17 protein-coding genes are annotated in these 21,203 nt (G+C 73.8%); 8 read left to right on the plus strand and 9 right to left on the minus strand.

Going from position 1 to position 21,203, the window contains the following annotated elements:
* Nucleotides 1-172: 172 nt before the first annotated feature.
* From D9753_RS24250 to D9753_RS24260, 3 genes are read left to right on the plus strand one after another with little or no spacing between them, the layout of a single operon-like run.
* The gene (locus tag D9753_RS24250) at nucleotides 173-1,420 is read left to right on the plus strand and encodes an ABC transporter substrate-binding protein (RefSeq protein WP_205614243.1); all 1,248 of its coding nucleotides are present in this window, start codon (nucleotides 173-175) and stop codon (nucleotides 1,418-1,420) included.
* Complete coding sequence (locus D9753_RS24255; protein ID WP_121788917.1) at nucleotides 1,417-2,319, plus strand: carbohydrate ABC transporter permease; 903 nt, start codon at nucleotides 1,417-1,419, stop codon at nucleotides 2,317-2,319. Before D9753_RS24250 ends, D9753_RS24255 begins: the two co-directional genes overlap by 4 nt.
* Nucleotides 2,312-3,145: a carbohydrate ABC transporter permease gene (locus D9753_RS24260; protein WP_121788918.1), complete on the plus strand. Its 834-nt coding sequence runs from the start codon at nucleotides 2,312-2,314 to the stop codon at nucleotides 3,143-3,145. The genes D9753_RS24255 and D9753_RS24260 overlap by 8 nt, the downstream gene beginning before the upstream one ends.
* 54 nt (nucleotides 3,146-3,199) lie before the next feature.
* On the opposite strand, the gene nirD is transcribed toward D9753_RS24260, so the two are convergent.
* The 6 genes from nirD to D9753_RS24290 all read right to left on the minus strand — a co-directional run bounded on the left by nirD (nucleotide 3,200) and on the right by D9753_RS24290 (nucleotide 10,751).
* Nucleotides 3,200-3,565, minus strand: a complete 366-nt coding sequence (nirD, locus tag D9753_RS24265; RefSeq protein ID WP_121788919.1) for a nitrite reductase small subunit NirD — start codon at nucleotides 3,563-3,565, stop codon at nucleotides 3,200-3,202.
* Nucleotides 3,562-6,171 carry a nitrite reductase large subunit NirB gene (gene nirB / locus D9753_RS24270; protein WP_121788920.1) on the minus strand — a complete coding sequence of 870 codons (2,610 nt, stop codon included), beginning with the start codon at nucleotides 6,169-6,171 and terminating at the stop codon, nucleotides 3,562-3,564. The genes nirD and nirB overlap by 4 nt, the downstream gene beginning before the upstream one ends.
* Nucleotides 6,172-7,386: an NAD(P)/FAD-dependent oxidoreductase gene (locus D9753_RS24275; protein ID WP_121788921.1), complete on the minus strand. Its 1,215-nt coding sequence runs from the start codon at nucleotides 7,384-7,386 to the stop codon at nucleotides 6,172-6,174.
* Nucleotides 7,387-7,507: 121 nt separating this feature from the next.
* Complete coding sequence (locus tag D9753_RS24280) at nucleotides 7,508-8,167, minus strand: class F sortase (protein ID WP_121788922.1); 660 nt, start codon at nucleotides 8,165-8,167, stop codon at nucleotides 7,508-7,510.
* Nucleotides 8,168-8,321: 154 nt separating this feature from the next.
* Entirely contained in the window at nucleotides 8,322-8,837 is a 516-nt protein-coding gene (locus D9753_RS24285; protein WP_121788923.1) for a hypothetical protein, read from the minus strand.
* Between the two features lie 264 nt (nucleotides 8,838-9,101).
* Nucleotides 9,102-10,751, minus strand: a complete 1,650-nt coding sequence (locus tag D9753_RS24290; RefSeq protein ID WP_121788924.1) for a M4 family metallopeptidase — start codon at nucleotides 10,749-10,751, stop codon at nucleotides 9,102-9,104.
* 100 nt (nucleotides 10,752-10,851) lie between these two features.
* On the opposite strand from D9753_RS24290, the gene D9753_RS24295 reads away from it, so the two are divergent.
* Entirely contained in the window at nucleotides 10,852-11,349 is a 498-nt protein-coding gene (locus tag D9753_RS24295; protein WP_121788925.1) for a gamma-glutamylcyclotransferase family protein, read from the plus strand.
* A 1-nt stretch (nucleotide 11,350) separates the two neighbouring features.
* Here the strand turns inward: D9753_RS24295 and D9753_RS24300 are convergent, their stop codons facing one another.
* The 3 genes from D9753_RS24300 to D9753_RS24310 all read right to left on the minus strand — a co-directional run bounded on the left by D9753_RS24300 (nucleotide 11,351) and on the right by D9753_RS24310 (nucleotide 15,263).
* Nucleotides 11,351-12,181, minus strand: coding sequence for an arylamine N-acetyltransferase family protein (locus D9753_RS24300; protein ID WP_121788926.1), 831 nt, complete (start codon nucleotides 12,179-12,181; stop codon nucleotides 11,351-11,353).
* Between the two features lie 9 nt (nucleotides 12,182-12,190).
* Entirely contained in the window at nucleotides 12,191-14,431 is a 2,241-nt protein-coding gene (locus D9753_RS24305; RefSeq protein WP_121788927.1) for a molybdopterin oxidoreductase family protein, read from the minus strand.
* 151 nt (nucleotides 14,432-14,582) lie between these two features.
* Nucleotides 14,583-15,263, minus strand: a complete 681-nt coding sequence (locus D9753_RS24310; protein WP_205614244.1) for a SanA/YdcF family protein — start codon at nucleotides 15,261-15,263, stop codon at nucleotides 14,583-14,585.
* 151 nt (nucleotides 15,264-15,414) lie between these two features.
* On the opposite strand from D9753_RS24310, the gene D9753_RS24315 reads away from it, so the two are divergent.
* The 4 genes from D9753_RS24315 to dnaG all read left to right on the plus strand — a co-directional run bounded on the left by D9753_RS24315 (nucleotide 15,415) and on the right by dnaG (nucleotide 20,995).
* Nucleotides 15,415-16,266, plus strand: coding sequence for a sirohydrochlorin chelatase (locus D9753_RS24315; protein WP_121788928.1), 852 nt, complete (start codon nucleotides 15,415-15,417; stop codon nucleotides 16,264-16,266).
* 54 nt (nucleotides 16,267-16,320) lie between these two features.
* Nucleotides 16,321-17,667 carry a deoxyguanosinetriphosphate triphosphohydrolase gene (locus D9753_RS24320; RefSeq protein ID WP_121788929.1) on the plus strand — a complete coding sequence of 449 codons (1,347 nt, stop codon included), beginning with the start codon at nucleotides 16,321-16,323 and terminating at the stop codon, nucleotides 17,665-17,667.
* A gap of 104 nt (nucleotides 17,668-17,771) precedes the next feature.
* Nucleotides 17,772-19,037 carry an NAD(P)/FAD-dependent oxidoreductase gene (locus D9753_RS24325; protein WP_121788930.1) on the plus strand — a complete coding sequence of 422 codons (1,266 nt, stop codon included), beginning with the start codon at nucleotides 17,772-17,774 and terminating at the stop codon, nucleotides 19,035-19,037.
* 47 nt (nucleotides 19,038-19,084) lie between these two features.
* Entirely contained in the window at nucleotides 19,085-20,995 is a 1,911-nt protein-coding gene (gene dnaG / locus D9753_RS24330; protein WP_121788931.1) for a DNA primase, read from the plus strand.
* Nucleotides 20,996-21,203 lie beyond the last annotated feature (208 nt).

The following is a 21,203-nucleotide window of genomic DNA, read 5'->3' on the forward strand; positions in this document are numbered from 1 at the left end:
CGGCATCCCTGTGCGGGGGGTGCCGCCGCTTCGCGTGCGGTCGTCGGCCCGCACGGGCGGGCGGCGGGACGGTCCCTCCGGCGCGACACGTGCGTGCAACACCCCTTTCGTAATCGTCGTGGATGGTTGATCGTTGGGCCGTGCATCGATGACGGATGTCTGGGGGCACAGGATGACGATCAGCCGCAGGACCCTGCTGGCCGCGGGTGCGGGCGCCGGACTGCTCACGGCGTGCGGGGGCAACACCGGACGCGGGGACGGTGTTTCGGGGCCGTCGCTGTCGCAGTGGTACCACCAGTACGGCGAACAGGGCACCGAGCAGGCCGTACGGCGCTACGCCGGCGCGTACCGGAAGGCGCGCGTCGACGTGCAGTGGCGGCCGGGGAACTACGACCAGCAGACCGCCGCCGCGCTGCTCACCGCCGCCGGACCCGACGTCTTCGAGGTCAACGGGCCCACGCTGGACCAGATCCGGGGCGGGCAGGTCGCCGACCTCACCGCCCTGCTGGAGGGCGTCAAGGACGACTTCGCGCCGGCCGCGCTCGCGCCGAAGACGTACGACGGCAGGATCTGGGCCGTCCCGCAGGTCATCGACACGCAGCTCCTCTACTACCGCAAGAGCCTGCTGAAGGACGCCGGCGTGGAGCCGCCCACCACCCTGGACGCCCTGGTCGACGCGGCACGCGCGCTCACGGACCGCAACGTCAAGGGACTGTTCCTCGGCAACGACGGGGGAGCGGGCGTGCTCGGCGGAACACCCCTGTACGCGGCGGGACTCAGCCTCGTCACCGAGGACGGGAAGCCCGGCTTCGACGATCCCGCCGCCGCCCGCACCCTCGGCAAGCTGCACCGGCTGTACGCCGACGACTCGCTGCTCCTGGGCGCGCCCAGCGACTGGTCCGACCCGTCCGCCCTCCTCCAGGGGCTGACCGCGATGCAGTGGTCCGGGCTGTGGGCGCTGCCGCAGGTGCGCAAGGAACTCGGCGACGACTTCGGGGTGCTGCCGTTCCCCGCGGACGGTGCCGCCGGCCGGCCCGCCGTACCCGTCGGCGCGTACGGGTCCGCCGTCAGCGCCCGCAGCGGGCACCGGGAGGCCGCCAAGGAGTACGTGAAGTGGCTGTGGGTCGAACGGACCGACTACCAACGGGACTTCGCGTTGTCGTACGGCTTCCACATCCCGGCCCGGATCTCCCTCGCGAAGAAGGCCGGCCGGCTGAGATCGGGGGCCGCCGCCGACGCCGTCCGGTTCGCCACCGACCACGGCTACGCCCAGCCGCTGCTGTGGACCCCGGCCGGCCAGACCGCCTACCAGGACGCGCTCAGCCGGATCATCAGGAACGGCGCGGATCCCGCGCGGGAACTGAGGCCGGTCGTCGGAAAGGTGTCGGCCGAACTCGACCGGGTGAGGAAGAAGCCGTGAGGCGGTGGCGGGCACTGTGGTTCTGGGTGTTCGTCGGGCCGTTCGCCCTCGGGCTCGCCCTGTTCACGTACGTACCGCTGCTGTGGAGCGTGGCACTCAGCTTCTTCGACGCGCACAACACCGTCACGCCCACGCACTTCACCGGCCTGGACAACTACACGGCGATGCTGCGGGACCACGCCTTCCTCGACAGCCTGCGCACCTTCCTCGTCTTCACCGCCTTCATCGTGCCCGTCACCTACGGGTGCTCCCTGTCCCTGGCCCTGATGGTCAACCGGGTCCGGCGCGCCCGGGCCTTCTTCCGGTCCGTGTTCTTCCTGCCGGCCGCGTGCAGCTATGTGGTGGCCGCGCTCGTGTGGAAGATGTCCGTCTTCAGCGGGGTGCGGTTCGGGCTGGCGAACACGGTGCTGGGCTGGTTCGGCGCCGGCCCCGTCGCCTGGCTCGCCTCCCCCGACCCGCCCTGGTACTGGCTGGTCATCGTGACCGTACGGCTGTGGCTCCAGGCCGGGTTCTACATGATCCTGTTCCTCGCCGGGCTCCAGCGGATCGACCCGGCGCTGTACGAGGCGGCGGCCGTGGACGGGGCCCGGCCCGGCTGGACCGTGCTGCGGCACATCACCCTGCCCCAGCTACGGGCCACCTCGGCCGCGGTGGTGCTGCTGCTCGTCGTCAACGCCTTCCAGGCCTTCGACGAGTTCTACAACCTGCTGTCGGACGCCCGGGGCTATCCGCCGTACGCCCGGCCGCCCCTGGTCTACCTGTACTACACCGCGCTCGGGCAGGGACAGAACCTGGGGCTCGGCAGCGCGGGCGCGGTGATCCTGGCGCTGGTCGTCGCCGTCGTCACGGTGGGACAGGCGCGCTGGCTGAGGCTGGGAAGGACGGACGGCGATGGATGACGCCCTGGTGCGGGCCGGCCGGGCGCTGCGGCTGGTGCTGCTGATCGTCCTCGCCCTGCTCTTCCTGATCCCCTTCTACCTGCTCCTGCGCAACGGCCTGGCCGCTGAGCGGGACATCACCTCCCCGGCCTGGACGTTCTTCCCGCGGCAGGTGCGGTGGGGGAACGTCCGCGAGCTGTTCGCCGATCCGTCCGTGCCGTTCGCCCGGTCCCTGCTCAACTCCGCGCTGATCGCCGTCGCCACCACCCTGGGCACCCTGCTCCTGGCCTCCCTCGCCGGGTACGGCCTGGCCCGCATCCCCTACCGGCACGCGAACAAGGTGTTCCACGCCGTCCTGGGCACCCTGCTGGTCCCGGCGGCCGTCACCTTCGTCCCCAGCTTCGTGCTGGTGTCGTCGCTGGGCTGGATCTCCACGCTGCGGGGGCTGATCGTCCCGACGCTGTTCCCGGCGTTCGCCTGCTTCGTCTTCCGGCAGTACTTCCTCGGGTTCCCGCACGAACTGGAGGACGCGGCAGAGGTGGACGGGCTCGGGTACTGGCGGACGTACTGGCTGGTCGTCGTGCCCAACGCCCGGCCGGTGTTCGCGGCCGTCGGGACCATCGTGTTCCTGGGGGCCTGGAACGCCTTCCTGTGGCCGCTGGTGATCGGGCAGGACCAGAACGCCTGGACGGTGCAGGTCGCCCTCTCCACGTTCACCACCGCCCAGGTCGTGCGGCTGCACGAGCTGTTCGTCGCCGCCGCCGTGTCGGTGCTGCCGCTGCTGCTGGTGTTCCTGTGCTTCCAGCGGTGGATCGTGGCGGGGGTGGAGCGCTCCGGCATCGACTGAGCCGGCGAGGGCCGGCCGGACGCGCTCCCCGGCCGGCCCGCCCCGCGCCCGCGATCAGTCGAGAGACGGCGGGGCCGCCCGGACCTCGTACGTGGTCACCCGTACCGCCTCGTCGTCCAGGCACTGGCCGCCGGCCAGGTCGAAGCGCTGCTTGAGCAGCGGGGACGCCACGAACGGGCGACCCTCGTGACTGCCGGTCAGACCGCGCGAGAGGACGGCCGCGCCGGTGAAGGGGTCGCGGTTGTCGACGGCGTACAGCCGGTCCGCGCGGTCGCGGAAGACGGCCACCTGGCGGCCGTCCGGCAGCAGGGCCGCCACCCCGCGGCCCGGGACCAGCGTGCTCAGGTCGCAGACCGTGAACCAGTTGTCCGCCAGCCGGAGCTGTACCGCCAGGTCGGTCGTCTCGAGTGCCAGGGTCATCGCTGGGCGCTTCCTTCCAGGACGTCGTCGGCGGGCCGCAGGCCGATGTTCAGCAGCGGCAGGTCGGGCTTGATCTGGTCGCGCTCGGGGACGAAGGAGACGACCGGGTCCGGGGTGTCCGGGGCGTTCACGAAGGACACGAACCGGGCCAGCCGCTCGGGGTCGTTGACCGTCTCCGCCCACTCGTCGCGGTAGTGCGCGACGTGCGCCCGCATGAGCTTCTCCAGCTCGTCGCAGATGCCGAGCGAGTCGCGCACCACCACGTCCCGTACGTGGTCCAGGCCGCCCGGGATCCGCTCCAGCCAGGTGCTGGTGCGCTCCAGACGGTCGGCCGTACGGATGTAGAACATCAGGAACCGGTCGATCAGACGCACCAGTTCGGCGTCGGAGAGGTCCTGGGCCAGCAGGTCGGCGTGGCGGGGGGTGGCACCGCCGTTGCCGCCGACGTACAGGTTCCAGCCGTGGGAGGTGGCGATCACCCCGAAGTCCTTCGACTGGGCCTCCGCGCACTCGCGGGCGCACCCGGACACGGCCGACTTCAGCTTGTGCGGGGACCTCAGCCCCCGGTAGCGCAGTTCCAGGTCGATCGCCATCCGCACCGAGTCCTGCACGCCGTAGCGGCACCAGGTGGAGCCCACGCAGGACTTCACCGTGCGCAGCGACTTGCCGTACGCGTGCCCGGACTCGAAGCCGGCGTCCACCAGCCGAGCCCAGATCAGCGGCAGCTCCTCGACCCGGGCGCCGAACATGTCGATCCGCTGACCTCCGGTGATCTTCGTGTAGAGGCCGAAGTCCCGGGCGATCTCGCCGATCACGATCAGTTTCTCGGGCGCGATCTCCCCGCCGGGGATCCGCGGCACCACCGAGTACGAGCCGTTCTTCTGGAGGTTGGCGAGGAAGTGGTCGTTGGTGTCCTGGAGGGCCGCCTGCTCGCCGTCCAGGACGTAGCCGCTGGCGCCGATCGCCGGGGCGAGCGAGGCGATGACCGAGCCGACGGCCGGCTTGCACACCTCGCAGCCGTCCCCGCCCCGGGCGTCCTCGCGGCCGTACCGGTCCAGCAGCTCCCGGTACGACGTGACACGCAGGGCGCGGACGATCTCGTACAGCTCCTCGCGGGTCTGGGGGAAGCAGCCGCACAGCCCCTTGTCGACCTCGACGCCGGACGCCTCCAGCTCGGCGGTGACGAGCTGGCCGAGGACCTTCACGCAGGAGCCGCAGCCGGTGCCGGCCCGGGTGCACTTCTTCACCTCGGGCACGGTGGTGCACGCGTGCTCGGTGACCGCGCCGCGGATGGTGCCCTTGGTGACGTTGTGGCAGGAGCAGATGACCGCGTCGTCCGGCAGCGCGGACGGGCCGAGCCGGTCCGCCGAGCCGGCGCCGGCGGGCAGCACCAGCGACTCGGGGGAGACGGGCGGCACCGAGCCGGTGAGCGCGCGCAGGGTGCCGTACGCCTCCGCGTCGCCGACCAGGACGCCGCCGAGGAGCGTGCCGTCCCGGCCGATGACCAGCTTCTTGTACAGGCCGGCGCGGGAGTCGGAGTAGACGACGTCCAGGCAGTCCGCGGTGGTGCCGTGCGCGTCGCCGAAGGACGCCACGTCCACGCCGAGCAGCTTCAGCTTGGTGGACAGGTCGGCGCCGGTGAAGGACGCCTCGTCCGCCGCGATCGTCGCCGCCGCGGTCTGAGCCTGCTCGTACCCGGGCGCCACCAGGCCGTACACCCGGCCGTCCGCCGCCAGCGCGCACTCGCCGATGGCGAAGACGTGCGGATCGGTGACGGTACGGCACTGCTCGTCGACCGTGATGCCGCCGCGCTCGCCGACCGTCAGACCGCAGTCGCGGGCAAGCTGGTCGCGGGGGCGGACACCGGCGCTGAACACGACCAGGTCGGCGGCGAGTTCGGAGCCGTCGGACAGCCGCATGCCGGTGACGGCACCGGAGGCGTCCGTGACGATCTCCTGGGTGCCCACGCCGGTGTGGACCGTCAGCCCCATGTCCTCGATGGTCCGCAGGAGGGCCGCGCCGCCGCCCTCGTCGACCTGCACCGGCATCAGGCGCGGCGCGAACTCCACGATGTGGGCGTCGAGTCCGAGGCCCTTGAGGGCGCCCGCCGCCTCCAGACCGAGCAGGCCGCCGCCGACCACGGCACCCGTCGAGGCCTTCCGCCCCGCGTACTCCTCGATGGCGAGGAGGTCCTCGATGGTGCGGTAGACGAAGCAGCCGGTGGCGTCCTTGTTCGGCACCGGCGGCACGAACGGGTAGGAGCCGGTCGCCAGGACGAGGACGTCGTAGCCGACGACCAGACCGGAGCGGGCGGTCACCCGCCGTGCCTCGCGGTCGATCGTCTCCGCCGGGTCGCCGAGGTGCAGCTCGATGCCGTGGTCCGCGAGGAACCGCTCGTCGGTCAGGGACAGGTCCTGCGGCGTCCGGCCGGAGAAGTACGAGGTGAGCTGGACGCGGTCGTACGCCGGACGTGGCTCCTCGCACAGCACGACCACGCGGTGCGTGGCGGTCAGGCCGCGCTCGGCGAGCGCTTCGAGGAAGCGCTGGCCGACCATGCCGTGGCCGACGAGCACGATCGTGGGGGTGGCCTCCGGGGTGGCGGTCATTCAGGAGCCTCCATCGTGGGTGAGCAGGTGGAGCAGGGGGCCGTCACCGGGGAGCGGCTCTGCTCCCTCCCAGGCGCGGGCGAGCGCGCCTACGGTGCCGAGTTCGCCGACGAGGACCCCGCCGACCAGGCGTTCGTCGCGGACGACGACCTTGCGGTAGGTGCCCCGGGTGGCGTCGGCGAGCCGCACCACGTCGTCGCCGGGGCGTGCCTCGGTGTCGCCGAACGCGGCGAGGTCGAACGGGGAGCCGGGGCCGGTGAGGGTCAGCCGGGTCAGGGAGCGGGTGCCGAGGTAGCGGGCGTCCGGCTCGCCGGCGAGCAGCCGGGCGAGCACGTCGGCCTGTTCCAGCGCGGGGGCGGCCAGGCCGTAGACGGTGCCGTCGTGCTGGGCGCAGTCGCCGACGGCGTGGATGTGCGGGTCGGAGGTGCGCAGCGCGTCGTCCACGAGGACGCCCTTGTGGACGGCGAGCCCGGCCTGTTCCGCCAGGCCGGTGCGCGGGCGCACCCCGCAGGCGACCACGACGAGGTCGGCGTCCAGGGCGTAGCCGTCGGCCAGTTCCACCGAGCGGACCGCGCCCGCGACGCAGCGCACGTCCCGCACCCGGCACTCGGTGTGCACCTCGACGCCCAGGTCCGTCAGGTGCCGCAGCACCAGCCGGGAGGCGTCCGGGTCGAGCTGGCGTTCCATGAGCCGTTCGGACTGCTGGGCGAGGACCACCTGCGCGCCGCGCACGGCGAGCGCGCGGGCCGCGGAGACCCCCAGCAGGCCGCCGCCGATGACGACCGCGCGCACGCCCGGCCGGACGGCCTTCGCCAGGCCCAGGCAGTCGTCCAGGGTGCGGAACGCGTGCACACCCTCGGGCAGCCGGTGATCGGCCGTGAACAGGCCGCGCAGCGGCGGCAGTACGGGGTTGGAGCCGGTGGCCAGGACCAGCGTGTCGTAGGCGATCGGCATGCCGTCGGCGCGGGTGACGGTCCGGGCGGCCCGGTCGATGCCGGTGATCCGGGCGCGCAGCAGGCCGGCGGGCGGCGGGAGGGCGATCACCTCCGGCGCGTACCGGCCGGCCAGCACCTCGGCCAGCAGGACGCGGTTGTACGGGGGGTGCTCCTCCTCGCCGACGAGCAGCGCGGGCGTACCCAGCTCGCCGAGCCGCCGGGCGAGCCGTACGCCCGCGAGGCCGGCGCCGATCACCACCACACGCGTATTCGAGGTCATGTCCCGAGCGTGCGGCCCCGACGTTACCCGGTGGCATCACCCCTGTTTCCCGCGGGGAACGCTGCCCTCAGTGGTGGCACGCCGGGGGTGTGAGGCCGCGCGTGCCGGGGCCCGCGGCCGGTCAACGGCCCGGTGGCGCCTGCCCGGTGGTGTGGCGGCTGCCCGTCAGGTGCGCGAACACCACCACGTTGCCCTGGTAGCCGGTCGTCCTGGAGTAGCCGCCGCCGCAGGTGATGACGCGCAGTTCGGGGCGGGGCGCGGCGCCGTACACCTTGTCGTCGGGGAAGCCGCGGGCCGGGTACACCTCCACCGCGTCCACGGTGAAGACGGCCACGCTGCCGTCCTGGCGGTCCACCTCGACGGTGGCGCCCCGCTTCAGCGCGCCCAGGTCGTAGAAGACGGCGGGGCCCTCGGTGTTGTCGACGTGGCCGGCGACGACCGCGGTGCCCGTCTCGCCGGGCACGGTGCCGGCCCGGTACCAGCCGGCCAGGTTCTTCCGCCCGGCGGGCGGCGCCTCCAGGTTGCCGGAGCGGGTCAGGGCCAGGCCCGTCAGCGGGGCGTCCACGCGGATCGCGGGGATGCGGATGCGGACCGGCGGGGACGGCGCGAGCGCGGGCGCCGCCAGCCGCTCGCCCGTCGGGTCGGGGCGGCCCTCGGCGGCCGCCGGCTGCGGGGGCGCGTGGCTGCCGGTGCCACCGTCCAGCAGCCACACGCCCGAGCCGAGGGCGACGACGGTGACGGCGGCTATGGCGGTGTCGCCGAGCCTGGCTCTCCTGCGCATGCGAACCCCTCTCCCGGGGGCGCGCCCCCGAACGGGACCCTGAGAAGGGGACCGGCCTCGGGGCCGGTCCCCTCCCCCTCCGGGCCGCGAGGGGCGTCGGACCCGGAGGGGGCGGGACGTGCGGTACCGGCGGACGGACAGCGGAGGGTGTCCGTCAGATCCCGTCGCCTCTCGCCCGGCGATGCAGGAGCCAGGTACCGCCCGCGGCGGCGACGGCCAGCGCCGCCACACCCGCCGCGGTCTGCACGGGGTCGGGACCGAGTCCGCCGCCGACCCCCGTCTTCACACTTCCGCGCGGCTGCACCTGTTCGTGCGCCGCGCCCAGCGCCACCACCAGGTCGCCCGCCACCTGCCGGCCGCCCTCGGCGCACCTGGCGACGATCTCGTACGTCCCTGGCTGCGCGCTCGGCGGCACCTGGAACCGGCCGATCGCCTCGCCGTCGTGCGCGGTGGGTGCCAGCGTGAAGGTGCCGGCGCCGACCGCACCCGCGTCTCCGGTCGCCGAACCCCGGTCCCCGCACGCGGCGGTGTTCACCGTGACGTGACCGCCGGGCGCCACGGTGGACGGGTACACGTCCAGGCGGCCGGTGTCCCCGGCCGCGCCGTGGGCGGGCGCCGCGGCGGTCACGGCGAGCGCCGTACCGGCCAGCAGACGGGCAGTGCGTCGCATGGTGCTCCCCAGCGCTTGTCCGACTCGTCCAGGGGTGCGCCCCTGCCCTACCGAGATAAGTCGCACTCGCGGGGATCCGCTTCCCGGGGCACCGCCGGGAATGCGGTGAACGGGTGGCGCGGACGGCCCCCCACACGGCCCAGCCGGGGAGTGTTCCGGCAGGTCACGGACGTGTGGGGGGCTGTGTATGAAGAGCACACGATTGGCCTCCACCCGCCGGCCCGCCCCGTCGGCGGGGCGGGCCGGCGGAGGCGCCGCTCCGGCTCAGTTCACGTTGACCGCGCTCCAGGCGGCGGCGACCGCGTCGTACTCGGCGCTGCCGGCGCCGTACAGGTCCCTGGCCGCGTTCAGGGTGGCGGTGCGCGCGCCCGCGTAGTTCGTCGAGGACGTCATGTAGACCGTCAGCGCCCGGTACCAGATCCGGCCGACCTTGTCGCGGCCGATGCCGGTGAGCGCGGCGCCGTCGGCGGTCGGCGAGTCGTAGCTGACGCCGTTGACGGTCTTCGCGCCGCTGCCCTCGGCGAGGAGGTAGGCGAAGTGGTTGGCGACGCCGGAGGAGTAGTGGACGTCCAGGTTGCCGACCGACGAGCTCCAGTAGTCGGCCGAACTGCCGTCCCTGGAGGGCCGGTCCATGAAGCGCAGGGCGGCCTTGCCGAAGCCGGGCCGGACGATCTTCTCGCCGATCAGGTAGTCACCCGGGTCGGAGGAGTTGCCCGCGTACCACTCGACCATGGTGCCGAGGATGTCGGAGGTGGCCTCGTTCAGCCCGCCGGACTCCCCGGAGTAGGCCAGCGCGGCCGACTTGGACGTCACGCCGTGCGTCATCTCGTGCCCGGCGACGTCCAGCGCCACCAGCGGGCCGAAGGTGGTGCCGTCGCCGTCGCCGTACGTCATGCAGAAGCAACTGTCGTCCCAGAAGGCGTTGTTGTAGTTGCTGCCGTAGTGGACGCGGTTGTACGAGCCCTTGCCGTCGTTCGCGATGCCGTTGCGGCCGTGGATGTTCTTGTAGTAGTCCCAGGTCGCGTCGGTGCCGTACTGGGCGTCGACCGCCGCCGAGGAGCGGTCCGCGGTGGCGCCGGTGCCCCAGTGGTTGTCGGCGTCCGTGAACAGGGTCGCGGGGGCCCGGCTGATGCAGATGCCGAAGATGCACAGGTCGGTCCTGTTGGCCGCGTCGCCGGTGTAGGTGTTCCCGCGCGTCGGGTCCTTCAGTTGGTACGACGACCCGGACGGGGTGGTCTGGAGCGGCACCGTCCCGCTGTACAGGGACGCGCCGTCGCCGGTGGCCGTCTCGATGCTGTCCCAGGCGTCGATCCGGGTGCCGGTGCGGGCGTCGGTCAGCACGGTGCGGGCGACGGGGTTGCCGAGCGTGTCGAGGCCGACGGCGTCGGTCCGCCAGGCCAGCCGGGGGTGTCCGTGGAGGGCGTCGACCACCAGCCGCGGCTTGGCCTTGACCTGCTCGATCCGGTGGCCGGGGTGGGCCGCGCGCAGGGCGCTCACCGCGAGAGCGGCGGCCTTCGGGCCGGAGACCTCGGGGGTGACGGAGGGCAGGGAGAGCGGCTGCCGGGTGGCCCGGTCGGCGCCGCGGTAGCGGCCGTCTCCGGCCAGGTGGACGACGAAGTCGCCGCCGAGGACGGGGAGCCGGTGGTAGGCGCGGTCGTAGCGGACGTGCTGGGTGCCGTCCTTGTCGACGATCACGTCCCGGACGCTCGTGTCCTGGTCGGCGGCGAGGCCCAGCGTGGCCGCGTGGGCCAGGAGCGCCGAGGCCGCGTTGGCGACCGCGGTGGCCCGGGTCGGTCTGGCGTCGGCGTGGGCGGTGGGAGAGAGGGTGACGGTCAGCAGGGCCGCGCCGGTGACGGCGGCGCCGGCGGTGGCGGTGCGACGGGTTCCTCGGACGTGGTGCCGTATCCGGCTCATCTGTCTCCTCGAAAAGGCGCCCGGCAGGCGTGGGGGTGGCACGGATGTCCCTGTGATTTAAGGGGGCATGACATGTCATGTCCATAGCATTTTCGGAGGGATGTGTGGGGAGCCGGCGGGGGTACAGAATCGGTTCCGTGATCGCCGAGGAACCCCCGCCCCACAGCCCGGCCCGGGTGGACCCCGCGGCCCCCGGCCGTTCTTCGTCTACGGCACCCTGCGCGCCGGCGGGGCGAACCACGACCGGTTCCTGCGCGGACGTACGCTCGCCGGGGAACCGGCCCGGCTGGCCGGCGCCGTGCTGTACGACGGCCCCGGCCACCCCTACGCCGTCGAGCAGCCCGGCGGACGGGTGCGCGGGGAACTGGTGACCGCACTCCCGGAGGTGTACGAAGCCCTGCTCACCGACCTCGACCGGCTGGAGGAGTACGTGCCGGGCGACCCCCGCAACCTCTACGAGCGCGTCGCCCGGGACGTCGAACGCGCCGACGGCACCACCGTCCGCGCCTGGGTGAACCTGGCCGCCCCCCGCGTCGCGGACCGGCTGCGCGCCCGGGGCCGGCCGATCCCGGGCGGCCAGTGGCCGGACGGCCGCTGACTCAGCCCAGCAGGGCGAGCCCCTCGGGCACCTCGATGCCGAACTCCTCCGCCACCACGCGCCGCGCCTCCGCCTCTCGCGTCAGTGTGCGCTCGCTCACCGTGCCGTCGGCGAGAGTCTGCGTGAACCGGTCGCCTTCCAGCGCGAGATGACGCTCGGCGGTGGTCCGCTGGAGATAGGGGCGGCGGGTGAACGGGGAACGCGGGTGCGTGGCGACATACCAGTTGAACACCTCCAGGTCGGTGGCGGTGAACGGCTCCCGCGTGAACGCGTACTGCCCGGCCCACACCCCGTCCCGGCGGTCGTACGTCCGCAGCTCCGACAGCTCCAGCGGCCCGTCGTGCGGCAGCCGCGCCAGCCGGTGCCGGCGCCCGGCACCCTCCGACTCGACGCCGGTGACCAGCGGCGCCGGCAGCAGCAGCGCCCCCGAGGCGCCGAAACCGACGTCAGCCAGATACGGCCCGGCCTCGCCCGCCACCTCCACCTGGAGCATCGCGTGCGTCCGCGGCCGGCTGTCCGGGCGCTCCGCCCCCAGCACCACCCGGCCGGCCAGCAGGGTCACCCGGAAACCGAGCGCCTCCAGGGCCAGCCGGAGCAGGGTGTTGTGCTCGTAGCAGTAGCCGCCGCGCCGGCCGTGCACCATCTTCGCCATCAGGTCCCCGGGCGCCAGCGAGGGCACCGACCCGCGCAGCGGGTCCAGGTTCTCGAACGGCAGCGACAGCGCGTGCGCCAGGTGCACGCCACGAAGGGTGCCCAGGTCGGCCCGCCGCTCGCCCTGCCAGCCGATGCGGTCGAGATAGGCGTCGAGGTCGTACTGCCCGGTGCCGTCCATACCCCGAACCTACGCGAGAGCGTCCCCCGGCCGCGTCCGTGGCCCCAGGGCCTCCACCCGCACCGCGCACGACTTGAACTCCGGCATCCCCGACGTAGGGTCCAGGGCCGGGTTGGTGAGGGTGTTGGCACGGCCCTCGCCCGGCCAGTGGAAGGGCATGAAGACGGTGTCCGGGCGGATGGCGGCGGTGACCCGCGCCGGCGCCACGGCCCGGCCCCGCCGGGAGACCACCGCGACCGGGTCGCCGTCGGCCGCCCCCAGCCGGGCCGCGAGCCGCGGATGCAGCTCCACGAACGGTCCCGGCGCCGCCGCGTTCAGCTCCGCCACACGCCGGGTCTGCGCCCCCGACTGGTACTGCGACACCACCCGGCCGGTGGTCAGCACCAGCGGATACTCGTCGTCCGGCTCCTCGGCGGTCGCCCGGTGCACGACGGGGACGAACCGCGCGCGACCGTCGGCAGTCGCGAACCGTTCGAGGAAGAGCCGCGGCGACCCGGGATGCGCCTCGGTGCCGGGAACGGGGTCGGGACCGGGGCCGGGGACGCCGCCGGGAGCCGCCCGGGTGCCGTCGGCCCGCGCCACCGCCAGGCCGTCCGACCCCGGTGCCGCGCCCGCGTCCGCGCCTCCGGTCCGCGTGGTGGGTGGTTCGGCCGGGCAGGGCCAGAAGACGCCGTTCTCCTCGGCGAGGCGGCGGTAGGTGATGCCCGAGTAGTCCGCGGGGCCGCCCGCGCTGGCTCGGCGGAGTTCCTCGAAGACCTCCTCGGGGTCGGTCGGGAAGCCCTTCTCCACCCCGAGCCGGGCGGCCAGCTCGTGCAGGACGTACAGGTCGGTGCGGACGCCGGGCGGGGGAGCGACGGCCCGGCGGCGCAGCAGCACCCTGCCCTCCAGGCTGGTCGTCGTGCCGGTCTCCTCCGCCCACTGGGCGACCGGCAGCACGACGTCCGCCAGCTCCGCCGTCTCCGACAGGACGACGTCGGCCACGGCCAGGAAGTCCAGGGAGCGCAGCCGTTGTTCGACGTGGGCCGCGCGGGGGGCGGAGACCACCGGGTTGGAGCCCATCAGCAGCAGCGTCCGCACGTCCGTGCCGAGGGCGTCGAGGAGTTCGTAGGCGCTGCGCCCCGGGCCGGGAAGCGCGTCCGGGTCCACGCCCCACACCCCGGCCACGTGCCGCCTGGCCGCCGGGTCGTCGAGCTTGCGGTAGCCGGGCAACTGGTCGGCCTTCTGGCCGTGTTCGCGTCCGCCCTGCCCGTTGCCCTGGCCGGTCAGACACCCGTACCCGGACAGCGGACGCCCCGCCCGCCCGGTGGCCAGGCACAGGTTGATCCACGCGCCCACCGTGTCCGTGCCCTTGGACTGCTGCTCCGGCCCGCGCGCGGTGAGCACCATCGCCGCCTCCGGTGCGCAGAACATCCGTACCGCCTCGCGGAGCTGCGGCACGGGCACGCCCGTGATCCGCTCCACGTACTCCGGCCAGTGCGCCATCGCCGCGGCCCGGGCCTCCGCCCAGCCGGTGGTCCGCTCGCGGATGTACGCCTCGTCCGTCCGCCCCTCCGCGACCACCAGGTGCAGCAGGCCGAGCGCGAGGGCGAGATCGGTGCCGGGGCGCGGCGCGAGGTGCAGGTCGGCCTGTTCGGCGGTCTTCGTCCGGCGCGGGTCCACGACGATCAGCGTGCCGCCGTTCTCCCGGAGTTCCGTGAAGAAGCGCAGCGACGGCGGCATGGTCTCGGCGAGATTGGATCCGACGAGGATCACGCAGCCGGTCCGCGGGATGTCCTCCAGCGGGAACGGCAGCCCACGGTCGAGACCGAACGCCTTCGTGCCCGCCGCGGCGGCCGACGACATGCAGAACCGGCCGTTGTAGTCGATCTGCGAGGTGCCCAGCACGACCCGCGCGAACTTGCCGAGCGCGTACGCCTTCTCGTTGGTCAGCCCGCCCCCGCCGAACACCCCGAGGGCGTCCGCGCCGTACCGCTCCCGGGCCGCCCCGAGCCGCTCGGCGATCCGGTCCAGCGCCTGGGGCCAGTCGGCCTCCACCAGCCGGCCGCCCTCCCGGACCAGCGGCGCGGTCAGCCGTACCGCCGGCGACAGCACCTGTGCCGCTGTGCGGCCCTTGCCGCACAGCGCGCCCCGGTTGACGGGGAAGTCCGGGCGCTCGGTGACCTCGACGCCCCCCTGGGGCAGGGGTGTGAGCGTCATCCCGCACTGAAGGGCGCAGTACGGGCAGTGGGTGGGCGCCGAGGTGTTCTCCATGCCGCCCAGCGTGGGTCCGGCGTGTTACGCCCCCGGGCCGGATCCCGTTACACGCCCGGCACGGCGACCTCCCCGCGCCGGTCCGGGGGCCGTGAGGCCGTGGGGCCGAGAGGCCATGGGGCGGTGGGGCGGTGGGGTCGTGAGGACACGGTCACCGCCCGGCGGCCAGCGCCCGCGCCACCCCCGGCTCCTTCCGCCCGAGGAACCGCGGGTCCGGGCGGAACACCGCGTCCAGCGCCGCCTTGCCCGCCGCGAACACCTCGCGCGTGCCGCCGTAGTACCAGGTCGCGTCGTGCTTCGCGTCCACCCCGACGCCGTACGACGCCACGCCCGCGGCCTCGCACAGCGCGACCGCCCGCCGGATGTGGAAGCCCTGGCTGATCAGCACCGCCCGGTGCACCCCGAAGATCTTCCTGGCCCGGACGCAGGAGTCCCAGGTGTCGAAGCCGGCGTAGTCGCTGACGATGCGCGCGTCCGGCACGCCGTGCCGGGTCAGATAGGTGCGCATGGCGTCCGGCTCGTCGTAGTCCTCCCGGCTGTTGTCCCCGGTGACGAGGACGACCTCGATCCGCCCCTGCCGGTACAGCCGGGCCGCCGCGTCCAGCCGGTGCGCGAGGTACGGCGACGGTTCCCCCTGCTTCCACAACCCCGCCCCGAACACCATCGCCACCTCGGTGTGCGGCACGTCGGCCGTGGTGCGCAGCCGGTCCGCCGTGGACACGTACAGCCAGGTCACCGGCAGCAGCGCCAGCACGCACCCGGCCATCACGGCCTGCACCAGCCGCCGCTGCCCGGTGCGCGTGCGCGGCAGCCGCGGTCGACGGATCCTCATGCGCCCCCCAGAGATCGCTTCCGGTCAGGGAGACGCCACCGGCGCCCGTCCGGTTCGCCTCACACCCCGCGTCCGTCCGTGGTGAAACGGCGGAAAACACCCGTGACGGGCCGGCAACGGCGACGCAACCTCCGACCGACAGGATCCTTCCATGACGGCGTCGAACCCACGCAGCGACGAACCCCGCGTCCCCCTCGGCCCCACGGCGGACCCTAGGACCGATGGCAGCACCGGCCGGCTCCGGCTCGTCCCCCCGCTCCGGTCCCGCCGCCCGGCCCCGCCCGCCCTGGTCCTGGTCGCCCACGGCAGCCGCGACCCCCGGGCGCTCACCACCGTACGGGCCCTGGCCGGACAGGTCCGCGCACTGCGCCCCGGCCTCCCGGTCCACCTCGGCCACATCGAACTGAACGCGCCCCTGCTGCCCGACACCCTCGCCGCCCTCGGCGACACCCCCGCCGTGCTCGTACCGCTGCTCCTCGGCCGCGGTTACCACGTCCGGCAGGACATCCCCGCGATGGCCGCAGCCGCACCGGCGGGCGCACGCGTGGCCGCCCCCCTCGGCCCGCACCCGCTCCTCGCCCGCACCCTGCACGACCGCCTCCTGGAGGCCGGCTGGCCCGTGGCCATGGACGCCGCCGCCCGCCGCACCAGCGCGGTGGTCCTCGCCGCGGCCGGTTCCCGCGACCCCGACTCGGCCGCCGACACCCGCGGCACCGCCCGCCTGCTCTCCGCCCGCCTCGGCGTGCCCGTCGTCCCCGCGTACGCCTGCGCGGCGGCACCGACGGTTCCGGCCGCCCTGCGCGCCCTCGCGGCACGCGGCCGGCACCGGGTGGCGGTCGCGTCGTACTTCACGGCCCCGGGCCGCTTCGCCACCCAGTGCGCGGACCGGGCCCCGTGGCTCGCCTCGGCCCCCTTGGGCGCCCACGAGGCGATGGCCCGTCTGGTCCTGCACCGGTACGACCAGGCCCACGTGAGCCGGGAGCCGGAACTGGCCTCCGCCTGAGAGCACGGCAGGCGGCAGCCCGTTTTTGTCGGTGCCGGCCCGTACTGTCGAACCATGGAAGGCACCGCACGCACCGCAGGCACCGCACGCACCGCACGCACAGGCACAGGCACAGGCACAGGCACAGGCACAAGCACCGCGCTCGCGTCGGCATACGACCCGGTGTCGGCCGACCGCTGGGCCCCCGAGCCGGACAAACGCCCCGGCCGCACCGCCTTCCAGCGCGACCGCGCCCGCGTCCTGCACTCCGCCGCCCTGCGCCGCCTGGCGGGCAAGACCCAGGTGGTCACCCCGGGAACGCGCAGCCTGGTCTGGGACGCCAGCCCCCGCACCCGCCTCACCCACTCCCTGGAGTGCGCCCAGGTCGGCCGGGAGCTGGGCGCCGCCCTCGGCTGCGACCCCGACCTGGTCGAGGCGGCCTGTCTCTCCCACGACCTCGGCCACCCGCCCTTCGGCCACAACGGCGAACACGCGCTGAACGAGTTCGCCGACGACTGCGGCGGCTTCGAGGGCAACGCCCAGTCCCTGCGGCTGCTCACCCGCATCGAACCCAAGCGCTTCACCCCGGAGGGCTCCGTCGGTCTCAACCTCACCCGCGCCACCCTCGACGCCGCCACCAAGTACCCCTGGCCGCGCGGCGCCCACCCCACCGACCCGGCGTCGGGGAAGTTCGGCGTGTACGAGGACGACCGCCCGGTGTTCGACTGGGTCAGACAGCACGCCCCCGGCGCCCGCATCTGCTTCGAGGCGCAGGTGATGGACTGGTCGGACGATGTGGCCTACTCGGTGCACGACGTGGAGGACGGCCTGCACGCGGGCCACATCGATCCCGGCTGCCTGCGCGCCCAACCGGAACGGCAGGCGGTGTTCGAGGTCGCCGTCGGCCGGTACGTCCCCGCGGACACCAGCCCCGCGGAACTCGCCGCGGCCCTGGACCGCCTCCTGGAGCAGGAGTGGTGGCCGCACGGCTATGACGGCACGGCGGTGGCACAGGCCCGCCTGAAGGACGCCACCAGCCAGCTCATCGGCCGGTTCTGCCTGGCCGCCGAGGGCGCCACCCGGGCCGCGTACGGCACCGGCCGGCTCACCCGCTACGGCGCCGAACTCGTCGTGCCCCGCGCCGCCCGCATGGAGTGCGCGGTGCTCAAGGCGGTCGCCGACCGGTTCGTCATACAGCGCGCCGAGCAGGAACAACTGCGCGCCGACCAGCGGGTGATCGTCGCGGAGCTGGCCGAGGCGCTCACCGCCCGCGCCCCGGACGACCTGGACCCGCAGTTCCGGGCGCTGTTCGTCGCGGCGGCCGACGACCACGCGCGCAAGCGGGTGATCGTCGACCAGGTCGCCTCCCTCACCGACGCCTCCGCCCTCTCGCTGCACGCGAGACTGACGGGGCGGCTGTGAAAGGAATGTGACCCTACGTGGCCTGAACGGGTCACACCCTCTTCCCGCATCACGCTGCGTGCGGGACGCTCGCAGGTGGCGGCAACCTTATGAGGAGGCATCACGTGGTCGACGCGGATCAGACATTCGTCATCGTCGGAGGCGGTCTCGCCGGGGCGAAGGCGGCCGAGACGCTCCGGGCGGAGGGCTTCACCGGCCGGGTGATACTGATCTGCGACGAACGCGACCACCCCTACGAGCGCCCGCCGCTGTCCAAGGGCTACCTGCTCGGCAAGGAGGAACGCGACAGCGTCTTCGTGCACGAGCCCGCCTGGTACGCGCGCAACGACATCGAGCTGCACCTCGGGCAGACCGTCGACCGCGTCGACCGTACGGCGAAGACGGTCCGCTTCGGCGACGACGGCACCCTCGTCCGCTACGACAAGCTGCTCCTGGTCACCGGCGCCGAACCCCGCCGCCTCGACATCCCGGGCACCGACCTCACGGGCGTCCACCATCTGCGCCGGCTGTCCCACGCCGAACGGCTCAGACGCGTACTGGCCGCGCTCGGCCGGGACAACGGGCACCTCGTGATCGCCGGCGCCGGCTGGATCGGCCTGGAGGTCGCGGCGGCGGCCCGCGAGTACGGCGCGGAGGTCACGGTGATCGAGCCGGCGCCGACCCCGCTGCACGGCGTTCTCGGCCCCGAGCTGGGCAACGTCTTCGCGGAGCTGCACCGCGAGCACGGCGTCCGCTTCCGCTTCGGCGTCCGGCTCACGGAGATCGTCGGACAGGACGGCATGGTCCTCGCCGCCCGCACGGACGACGGTGAGGAACACCCCGCGCACGACGTCCTCGCCGCGATCGGCGCCGCTCCCCGCACGGGCCTCGCGGAGGCCGCGGGGCTGGAGACCGCCGACCCGGCGCGCGGCGGCGGCATCGTCGTCGACGAGCGGCTGCGCACCAGTGACCCGGACATCTACGCGGCCGGTGACGTGGCGTCCTTCCCGCTCGCCCTGTTCGGCACCCGGCTGCGGGTCGAGCACTGGGCCAACGCCCTGAACGGCGGGCCGGCCGCCGCCCGCTCCATGCTCGGCAAGGACGTCATCTACGACCGCGTGCCGTACTTCTTCAGTGACCAGTACGACCTGGGCATGGAGTACAGCGGGTGGGCGCCGCCCGGCTCGTACGACGAGGTGGTGATCCGCGGCGACGCCGGCAAACGGGAGTTCATCGCGTTCTGGGTGCAGCGGGGCCGCGTGCTGGCCGGGATGAACGTGAACGTGTGGGATGTCACAGAGCAGATCCAGCAGCTCCTCCGTTCCCGGTCCCCGGTGAACATCGAGGCACTCTCGAACCCGCACGTACCGCTCGACAGCCTCACCTCCTGACCGCCGCGCGCACCGGCACTGCCGCACCACCCCCGTAGAATTCACGCGTGGCAGGACGGATCAACGACGAGGACGTGAAGGCGGTACGGGACGCGGTCCCGATCGACGCCGTGGTCTCCGAGTACCTCCAGCTACGCAGCGCGGGCGGCGGCAACCTCAAGGGCCTGTGCCCGTTCCACGACGAGAAGTCGCCGTCCTTCCAGGTCAGCCCCAGCAAGGGACTCTTCCACTGCTTCGGCTGCCAGGAGGGCGGCGACACCATCACCTTCGTGATGAAGGTGGACCACCTCTCCTTCTCGGAGGCGGTCGAGCGCCTCGCCGCCCAGGCCGGCATCACCCTGCGGTACGAGGAGGGCGGGTACAACCCGGCCCACCAGCGCGGTGAGCGCATCCGCCTGGTCGAGGCGCACAAGATCGCCGCCCAGTGGTACGCGGAGCAGCTCGCCACCAGCCCCGAGGCCGAGACCGGCCGGGTCTTCCTCGCCGAACGCGGCTTCGACCAGGCCGCCGCCGTCCACTTCGGCGTCGGCTACAGCCCCCAGGGCTGGGACCACCTCACCCGCTACCTGCGCGGCAAGGGCTTCACCGACAAGGAACTGCTCCTGTCCGGCCTGTCCCAGGAGGGCCGCCGGGGCCCCATCGACCGGTTCCGGGGCCGCCTGATGTGGCCGATCCGGGACATCGGCGGCGAGGTCGTCGGCTTCGGCGCCCGCAAGCTGTACGAGGCGGACAACGGCCCGAAGTACCTCAACACCCCCGACACGGCGATCTACCGGAAGAGCCAGGTCCTGTACGGCATCGACCTGGCCAAGAAGGAGATCGTGAAGGCGAGCCGGGCGGTCGTGGTCGAGGGCTACACCGACGTCATGGCCTGCCACCTCGCCGGGGTGACGACCGCCATCGCGACCTGCGGCACGGCCTTCGGCGGCGACCACATCAAGATCCTGCGTCGGCTGCTGATGGACAACGGCAGCGCCCGCGTCATCTTCACCTTCGACGGCGACGCGGCCGGCCAGAAGGCCGCCCTGCGCGCCTTCGAGGACGACCAGAAGTTCGCCGCCGAGACGTACATCGCGATCGCGCCCGACGGCATGGACCCCTGTGACCTGCGTCTCGCCAAGGGCGACGAGGCCGTCGCCGACCTGGTCCAGCCCCGCACCCCGCTCTTCGAGTTCGCGCTCCGCCAGATCCTGATCCGCTACGACCTCGACACCCCGGCCGGCCGCGCCGCCGCCCTGGACGAGGCCGCCCCGATCGTCGCCCGGATCAAGAACAGCGGCGCCCAGCACGAGGTCGCCGTCGAACTGGCCGGCATGCTCGGCATCCTCGACACCCAGTTCGTGGTCCGCCGGGTCGGCCAGCTCGCCCGCTGGGCCCGCGACCGCGGCGGCAAGGGCGACCCGCGGCAGGGCCCGTCCCGCCCGGCCGGCCCCCAGTGGACCGAGGCCCCCCGCCCGACCTCCGGCGGCCCGGCGCTGACCCTGCGCAACCCCGTCCACGCCGCCGAACGCGAGCTGCTCAAACTCGCCCTGCAGCGCCCCGAGCTGGTCTCCCCGGCCTTCGACGCCTACGGCATGGACGAGTTCACCGCCCCGCCGTACGCCGCCGTGCGCCAGGCCGTCGCGGAGGCGGGCGGCGCCGAGTACGGCGTGTCCGACCCGCAGGAGTACGTCGTCCGGGTGCGGGAGGCCGCCCCCGACGACACCGTCCGCGCGATGGTCACCGAACTGGCCGTCGAGCCGATCCTGCGCCGCACGGTGGACGAGACGTACGCCGGCACGGTCCTGGTGCAGATCCGCCGCCGGGCCGTGGAGCGCCGCATCCGCGACATCCAGTCCCAGCTCACCCGCCTCGCCGCCGGCGGCGACCCGGCCCGGCTGACCGCCGTCCAGAACGAGGTGTGGGTCCTCCAGCAGTACGACCAGGCCCTGCGCGAACGCGGCGCGGCAGCGCTCTAGCCACCCCGGTCCCCGGGCGCCCGGGATCACGCCAGGTCAGCGGCGCAGCCGGGGCCGCCGCTGAGGGCGCGGTCAGCGAACGGTCACGGACCGGATGCAAAAAGTCACCGCACGCCCCTCGTGGCGGCGTTGTGTCGTACTCCACACTGGGGGCCGGTGCCCGGGTCCTCGGAGCGCAGGCCGTCGACTCTCCGCCCCCGAAGTACCG

The sequence above is a fragment of the Streptomyces dangxiongensis genome (genome assembly GCF_003675325.1).
In the GTDB taxonomy this organism is placed as follows: Bacteria; Actinomycetota; Actinomycetes; order Streptomycetales; family Streptomycetaceae; genus Streptomyces; species Streptomyces dangxiongensis.